This window comes from Curtobacterium sp. Csp1, from assembly GCF_013347185.1.
Window position 1 is genome coordinate 399,456 of sequence record NZ_CP054594.1, and the last position, 7,551, is coordinate 407,006.

At 71.5% G+C, this 7,551-nt stretch carries 6 protein-coding genes, 1 rRNA gene and 1 other annotated feature (1 of these 8 cut by a window edge); all 7 genes read right to left on the reverse strand.

All coding sequences use genetic code 11. The annotated features are described in order from the left end of the window. Window positions 1-171 precede the first annotated feature (171 nt). Window positions 172-1,866, reverse strand: a complete 1,695-nt coding sequence (gene recN / locus HUN58_RS01945; protein WP_114851441.1) for a DNA repair protein RecN — start codon at window positions 1,864-1,866, stop codon at window positions 172-174. Next, a complete protein-coding gene (locus HUN58_RS01950) occupies window positions 1,863-2,780 on the reverse strand; it encodes an NAD kinase (protein WP_114851428.1) in 918 nt (305 codons plus the stop codon). Before HUN58_RS01950 ends, recN begins: the two co-directional genes overlap by 4 nt. Next, entirely contained in the window at window positions 2,777-3,607 is an 831-nt protein-coding gene (locus HUN58_RS01955) for a TlyA family RNA methyltransferase (RefSeq protein ID WP_114851429.1), read from the reverse strand. The genes HUN58_RS01950 and HUN58_RS01955 overlap by 4 nt, the downstream gene beginning before the upstream one ends. Continuing rightward, the gene (locus HUN58_RS01960; protein ID WP_114851430.1) at window positions 3,600-3,920 is read right to left on the reverse strand and encodes a hypothetical protein; all 321 of its coding nucleotides are present in this window, start codon (window positions 3,918-3,920) and stop codon (window positions 3,600-3,602) included. The genes HUN58_RS01955 and HUN58_RS01960 overlap by 8 nt, the downstream gene beginning before the upstream one ends. A gap of 10 nt (window positions 3,921-3,930) precedes the next feature. Then, window positions 3,931-4,908, reverse strand: a complete 978-nt coding sequence (locus tag HUN58_RS01965; protein ID WP_180224679.1) for an HAD-IIA family hydrolase — start codon at window positions 4,906-4,908, stop codon at window positions 3,931-3,933. Window positions 4,909-4,936: 28 nt separating this feature from the next. Then, the gene (locus HUN58_RS01970) at window positions 4,937-5,686 is read right to left on the reverse strand and encodes a hypothetical protein (protein WP_144804698.1); all 750 of its coding nucleotides are present in this window, start codon (window positions 5,684-5,686) and stop codon (window positions 4,937-4,939) included. Between the two features lie 1,348 nt (window positions 5,687-7,034). Next, window positions 7,035-7,151: ribosomal RNA gene (gene rrf / locus HUN58_RS01975) — 5S ribosomal RNA — on the reverse strand. 150 nt (window positions 7,152-7,301) lie between these two features. Next, window positions 7,302-7,551: a sequence feature (23S ribosomal RNA rRNA prediction is too short), on the reverse strand; it runs 19 nt beyond the window's last position.

Consider the following 7,551-nt stretch of genomic DNA (forward strand, 5'->3'; position numbering starts at 1 on the left):
CCGCGTGGCCGGGTCCACGGCGGGTGGCCGGCCTGCCGTTCCGCGGGACGCAACGTCGGCGGCTCCTCGCAGCGGTACAGCGCTGCGAGGAATCGCCCACGTTGCGTCGTGGAGACGGCGGTGTGGGACGGGCGCGAGGCGTGCCTCCGTGTCCGCGTCCGAGGCCGGGGACTACGCGCGCTGGCCGGCGACGTCGAGGAGTTCCCGCGCGTGCTCCATGCCGCTCGCGCTGTCGCCGAGCCCGGAGAGCAGCCGAGCCATCTCCTGCAGCCGTTCCTCGCCCTCGAGCCGTCGCACGCTCGACGAGGTCACCGCACCGCTGGCGTCCTTCACGACGTTCAGGTGGTTGTTCGCGAACGCGGCCACCTGCGCCAGGTGGGTGACGACGATGACCTGCGTGCGCTCTGCGAGCTTGGCGAGGCGCCGACCGATCTCGATCGCCGCGGCACCGCCGACGCCCGCGTCGACCTCGTCGAAGACGAACGTCGGGACCGTCGTGCTGCCGGCCATGACGACCTCGATCGCGAGCATCACGCGGGAGAGCTCACCACCGGAGGCGCCCTTGCCGATCGGCCGCGGATCCGTGCCGGAGTGCGGCTGCAGCAGGATCGCGACCTGGTCGCGCCCGTGCCGGCGGTACTCGCCGCCGTCGGTGACCTCGACCACCAGTGTGGCACCGGCCATCGCGAGGGTCTTGAGCTCGGCGGTGACCCGCTTCGCGAGGTCAGCCGCCGCCTTCGCCCGCGCGGCCGTGAGGGTCGTCGCGGCCTGCTCCAGCGCCTGCTCGTCGTGCTCGACGGCCTGCTGCAGCGCGACGATGCGGTCGTCGTCGCCGTCGAGCTCGAGCAGCCGGTCGCTCGCCCGCTGCCCGTACGCGATGACGTCGTCGACGGTGTCGCCGTACTTGCGCGTGAGCCCCGCGAGGAGCGCCCGTCGTTCGTTGATGAGCTCGAGGTCGTGCCCGGCGTCCGGTTCGAGCGAACCGAGGTAGCTCGACAGGGATGCCGACGCCTCGGCCGCCTGGATGCCGAGCTCGGTGAGCTGCTCGAGCACCGGCTGCAGGGCCGCGTCGGAGCCGGCCACCCGCTCGATCGCGCGGCGGGCCGACTCGACCAGGCCGACGACGTCCGGGCTGTCGTCGAGGGACTCGCTCGACAGCGCCTCGTGCGCGAGACCGGCGGACAGCCGCAGGTCCTCGAGGTTCCCGAGGCGCTCGGCACGCTCGGCGAGTTCGGCGTCCTCGCCCGGCTGTGGGTCGGCGGCCTCGATCTCGGCCGAGGCCGCGCGGATCCGCTCGGCTTCGGCGACGCGGTCGTCCCGGTCCCGCACGAGGGTCTCGAGCTCGCCGGTGTGGGCCTGCCACGTGTCGTACGCCGCGACGTAGGCGTCGAGGGCGCGCTGCACGGCCCGACCGCCGAAGCCGTCGAGCGCGGCGCGCTGGGCGCTCGACGAGGTCAGGCGGATCTGGTCGGACTGCCCGTGCACCGTGACGAGCTGGTCGGCGAGTTCGCCGAGCACCGCGACCGGGGCGCTGCGGCCACCGACCGTGGCGCGGCTGCGGCCCTCCGCGGACACCGTGCGGGTGAGGATGAGCTCGCCGTCCTCGACGGTCCCGCCGGCGTCCTCGACGCGTTCGGCCACGGCGTCGTGCTCCGGCACGTGCCAACGCCCCTCGACCACGGCGTTCGGGGCACCGCGACGGACCGAGCCCGCGTCCGCACGCGCGCCGAGCAGGAGTCCGAGCGCGGTGACGATCATCGTCTTGCCCGCACCGGTCTCCCCCGTGACGACCGTGAAGCCCGGGCCGAGCTCGAGTGTGGTCTCACCGATCACGCCGAGGTCGGAGATGACGATCTCCTCGATCATGCGTCGTCCTCGGTCGCCGGCCCGCGCCACCCGGCGACGGGCAGTTGGAACTTCGCCACGAGGCGGTCGGTGAACGGAGCGTCCCTGAGCCGTGCGACGCGCACCGGGTCGGGCGAGCGACGGACCTCGACCCGGGCGCCCGGCGGCAGGTCGTGGGTGCGGCGGCCGTCGCACCAGAGCACACCGACGCCGCTCGTTCGGCGCAGGACCTCGACCGCGAGCACGCGGTCGGGGCCGACGACGATCGGCCGCGAGAACAGGGCGTGGGCACTGAGCGGCACCATCAGGAGCGCGTCGACGTCCGGCCAGACGACCGGGCCGCCGCCGGAGAACGAGTACGCGGTCGAACCGGTCGGGGTCGAGACGACCACCCCGTCGCAGCCGAACGAGGACAGCGGGCGGCCGTCGACCTCCGTCACGACCTCGAGCATGCGCTCGCGCGATGCCTTCTCGATGGTGGCCTCGTTGAGGGCCCAGGACGAGTACACGACCTCGTGCCCGACGACCACGTCGACCTGCAGGGTGACGCGTTCCTCGACCTTGTAGTCGCCGGACAACGCCCGCTCGACCGTGGCGCGCAGTCCGTCGCGCTCGCTCTCGGCCAGGAACCCGACGTGCCCGAGGTTGACGCCGACGATCGGCGCCCCCGTCCCACGGACGAGTTCGGCCGCTCGGAGGATCGTCCCGTCCCCGCCGAGCACGATGACGATCTCGAGCTGGTCGGCCTGCACGTCGACGTTCAGGATGTCGACCTGCCCGACGGACGCCTCGGCGCGCCGGACGTCGGCGTACTCGTCGAAGGGCATCACCGGGACGAGCCCTGCCGCGTGGAGGAGGTCGCAGACCTCGACGGCGGCGTCGATGGAGTCCTGGCGACCCGTGTGGGAGACGAGCAGGATGTGCCGGTCGCTCATGCAGCCCCTTCGGTCAGTTCGATCGCCCGACCGATCCACGCTGTCGGGTTCCCCCATTCTGTCGGATCGCCACCGACACGACGCTGGAAGCGCGCGAGGTACTCGTGGTTCCCGTGCGTCCCGACGATGGGTGAGGCGGCGAGGCCGGTGGTTCCGAGGCCAGCGTCCCACGCCGACCAGAGGACGTTCATGAGCGCGTCGTTCCGCAGCCCGGCGTCCCGCACGATGCCCTCGCGGACACCGCCGCGGCCGACCTCGAACTGCGGCTTCACGAGCAGCACGAAGTCGTCAGCCGGCACCGCCTCGGCCAGCACGGGGAGCACCAGCCGAAGTGAGATGAAGGACAGGTCCCCCACGACCAGGCTCGTGTCGGCGGCTTCGGGGTCGAGTGCCGCGTAGTCCTCGGCGGTGAGTTCCCGCGCGTTCGTCCCCTCCACCACGCGTACGCGCTCGTCGAGGGCCAGGACCGGGTCGAGCTGCCCGTGTCCGACGTCGAGCGCCACGATACGGCGGGCGCCCCGGTGCAGGAGGACCTGCGTGAAGCCGCCCGTGCTCGCGCCGACGTCGAGCACGACCCGGTCAGCGGGGTCGACGGCGAACTCGTCGAGCGCGCGGACGAGCTTGAGGGCCGCACGCGAGACCCACTCGTCCTCGGTGTCCACCACGATCTCCGCGTCCGGGTCGGCCGGCGTGGAGGGCTTCACGACCGCGGCGCCCGCCACCGTCACCCGTCCGGCCTGGATGAGCTTCGCAGCCGCCGTCCGGGAGCGCGCCAGACCGCGGGCTGCCAGGAGTGCGTCGAGCCGGACCGGAGCGGTCTCAGGCACGCGGCACCTGCTGCCCGCTCTCGAGCCGGGTGCGGAGTTCGTCGTGCATGGCCGCGAAGGCGTCAGCACGTTCCTCGAGCGGCAGCGACTCTGCCCGGGCCGTCCGCGCCGCGACGTCGTCCGGCTCGGCACCCTGCTGTGCGGTGCCCGGTTCCTGAGCACTGCCCGGTCCCTGAGCGGTGCCCGGTTCGTGCGCGCTGCCCGGTTCCGCGCCGTGCCGGGCGGGGCCCGGCTTCGGCATCGCTTGGGCGGCACCCGGCACCGGGATCGGCTGGGCGGTGCCCGGCTCGGGTCCCGGCTCGTGGTTCGACACGTCGGTCAGGCTACTCGCCGCCGTACAGCTTCGGATCCACGTCGAGGCCGTAGATGGCCAGTCCGGACTCCCAGATCAGTGCGGCACCGGCACGCAGTCGATCGATGGCGGTCCCACCGTCGAGGACACGGACCCGGTGCCCGTGCATGGCCACCGTCGCGTCGCCGACCGTCACGTACCGAGTGCCGTCGGCGTCCTCGCGCCGGAGCGTCACCGGGTAGGGCTCCGACAGTCCGCGGAGGTCCTCGAGCAGGAACGTCGGCCGCGACCGGACGTCCGCCGCGAGCACCTGCTTCGCCTGGTCGATGCCGGTCAGGACGAGCACGCTCGAGATGCCGGCGTCGTTCGCGCCCTTGATGTCGGTGTCGAGCCGGTCCCCGACGAACAGCGGGTGCTCCCCGCCGAAGCGGGCCAGGGCAGCGTCGAAGATCGGACGCTCGGGCTTCCCCGCCACGACCGGCATCCGACCGACGGCCTGGTGCACGGCGGACACGAGCGTGCCGTTGCCGGGCGCGATCCCGCGCTCGACCGGGATCGACCAGTCCATGTTCGTCGCGACCCACGGCACGTCGGGGTCAGCGAGCGCGAAGGCGGCCTCGGCCAGGTGCGTCCACCCGAGGTCCGGCGAGAACCCCTGGATGACCGCGGCCGGCGCGTCCTCGGCGCTCGACGTCACCGTGAAGCCGGCGGCCTCGACGATGCTCGTCAGACCGAGCCCGCCGGTCACGAGGACCGTGGACCCGGCCGGCACGAGCGTCTCGAGCAGTCGGACGCCAGCCTGCGACGAGGTGACGACGTCGTCGGCACCGACCTCGAGCCCGAAGCGCTCGAGGTGCTCCGCCACGTCGACCGGGCGACGTGACGCGTTGTTCGTGATGTAGCCGACGCGGGCCGAGAGCGACGCCCGCGTCAGGGCCTCCACCGCGTGCGGGATCGCGTTGCGTCCGCGGTAGACGACGCCGTCGAGGTCGGTGAGGACGACGTCCACACCCTCCGTCGGCGGCGTCGGCCGCGCCTCAGTCGGCTGCGGAGCCCTCGACGTCGCGGGGGTTGTCGTCGTCGATCTCGCCGAGGTCGTCGTCGGGCTCGTCGAGCTCGTCGGTGTCGCCGCCGAGCTGGTCGGGGTCGTCGCGCTCGTCGGTGTCGTCCCCGAGCTGCTCGGTGTCGTCGATCCCGTCGGCGCCGTGCTCGTCGTGTCCTTCGACTTCTTCCTCGACCACATCAACCGTCTCCCATGCGTTGTCGTCGGCGGCTTCCTCGAGCGCAGCGGCGGCGCGGTCGACCCGCGCCCACCACTCGTCGGCCTCGTCCTGGCGGCCGAGCTCCTCGAGCGTGGCCGCGTAAGCACTGTAGAGCGCCGGTGACCAGCTGTAGGCCGTGCTCGGGTCGAGCTGTGGAATCTCCAGCTCGCCGAGCGCGGCTGTGGGGTTACCGAGATCGAGTCGTGCACCCGACATCGCGATCGCGAGCTCCACCTGCACCGGAGTCTCCAGTGCCGCGCGGTCCACCGAACGCCCGAGTTCGAGCGCGCGCTCCGGACGGCCGAGTCCCCGCTCGCAGTCGACCATCATCGGCAGCTGGTCGTTCCGGCCCGAGATGCGACGGTAGGTCCGCAGCTCACGGAGGGCCGTCGCGAAGTCACCGGTCCGGTAGGCCGTGATCGCAGCGGTCTCGCGGACGACCGCGACACGTCCGGCTCGACGTGCGGCACTCAACGCGTGGAGGTTGGCCGTCTCCGGGTCCTCGTCCACGAGCAGCGCCGCCATGACGAGGTGCTTCGCGACCCACTCGGCGTTGTCCTTGCTGAGCGTCTTGAGCTCGGCACGCGCCGCGGGGTCGAGGTCGCGTGCACTGACGCTCTCGTCGATCTCCGGGTCGTCGTGCCGCGGGCGGATCGAGCGCGTGCCGTACGGGTCGCGGTCTTCCCAGTCGTCACGGGCGGCCTCGCCGAACCTGGCGCCGGCGTGACGGCTGCCGTCCCCGAAGCGCGGACGGTCGGCGCCGCGGTCGTCGCGACGGGGGCGGTCATCGCCATCACGGAACGGACGACGGTCGCCATCGCGCTGCGGACGACGGTCATCCCCACCACGGAACGAGCGGTCCCCATCGCGCTGCGGGCGACGGTCGTCACCACCACGGAACGGCCGGTCACCATCGCGCTGCGGACGACGGTCGTCACCACCACGGAACGGCCGGTCACCATCGCGCTGCGGACGACGGTCATCGCCACCACGGAACGGCCGGTCACCACCACGGAACGCACGGTCGCCATCACGCTGCGGGCGACGATCGTCACCACCGCGGAACGGACGACGCTGGCCGTCACGCTGCGGACGACGCTCATCACCTCCACGGAACGGCCGGTCACCATCACGCTGCGGACGACGGTCATCGTTCCCCCGGAACGGCCGGTCACCACCACGGAACGGACGGTCGCCATCACGCTGTGGGCGACGATCGTCACCACCGCGGAACGGCCGACGCTCACCGTCTCGCTGCGGACGACGGTCATCCCCGCCACGGAACGGACGGTCACCATCCCGGCGCGGTCGATCGGTGCGGTCGCCGCGGTCCGCGCCACGGGGCCCGTCCCCACGGGGCGGACGAGCCTCATCACGGTCGCCGCGCCACGCCGGGCGCCGCCCACCGTCCCGGAACGAACGGTCGCCGTCGCGGAAGGACCGATCGCCCGACCCGCCGGCCGGACGATCGCCGCCGCGAGCCCCACGGTCACCCTCACGCCGCTCGAAGTCACGCGGGCCCGAAGCCCAGCGATCTCCGGAGCCACGGGGTCCGTTGTCCCGACGAGGACCACGGCCACGACCGCTGTCGGGACGGCCCGCACGATCCCCGTCGTTGCGTCGCTGCTCGTCGTCGTTCGCCACCGTTGCTCCTCGTTGCGTGCCCGGGCCCGAGGCCCTGGCGATCGTCCGCTGTGTCGTTGTGTGTACAGGCGCTGCCGGTCGGACAGCCGCACCGTCCCAGTCCATCACGAACCGACCGGTGAGTCGAGCGACCTGCAGCAGAGACAGATGTGGCCACCGGCCTCCCGAGAACGAGGGTCTCCCCTACGAGTTCTCGATGGAGGGCCGATGGCCACATCACTTACGTTGAGTCCGGCGGCGTCCTACTCTCCCACAAGGTCCCCCTTGCAGTACCATCGGCGCTGAGAGGCTTAGCTTCCGGGTTCGGAATGTGACCGGGCGTTTCCCTCTCGCTATGACCACCGGAACACCTTCGACTTGACCCATCGGATCAAGAAAGCTGTCCCGCGCATGCGCGGTGTTCAGTTTCATGTTCCCGATCGTCTGTCGGGAACCACAAAGTGGACGCGAGCCCCACACCACGAATGGTGTGGGTAAAAAGTGTGTTGTCAAGTCTTCGGCTTATTAGTACCGGTCAGCTCCACGGGTCGTTAGTCCCCGCTTCCACATCCGGCCTATCAACCCAGTAGTCTGCTGGGAGCCTCTCACACTCAAGGTGCATGGAAATCTCATCTCGAAGACGGCTTCCCGCTTAGATGCTTTCAGCGGTTATCCGGTCCGAACGTAGCTAATCAGCGGTGCCCTTGGCAGAACAACTGACACACCAGAGGTTCGTCCATCCCGGTCCTCTCGTACTAGGGATAGAT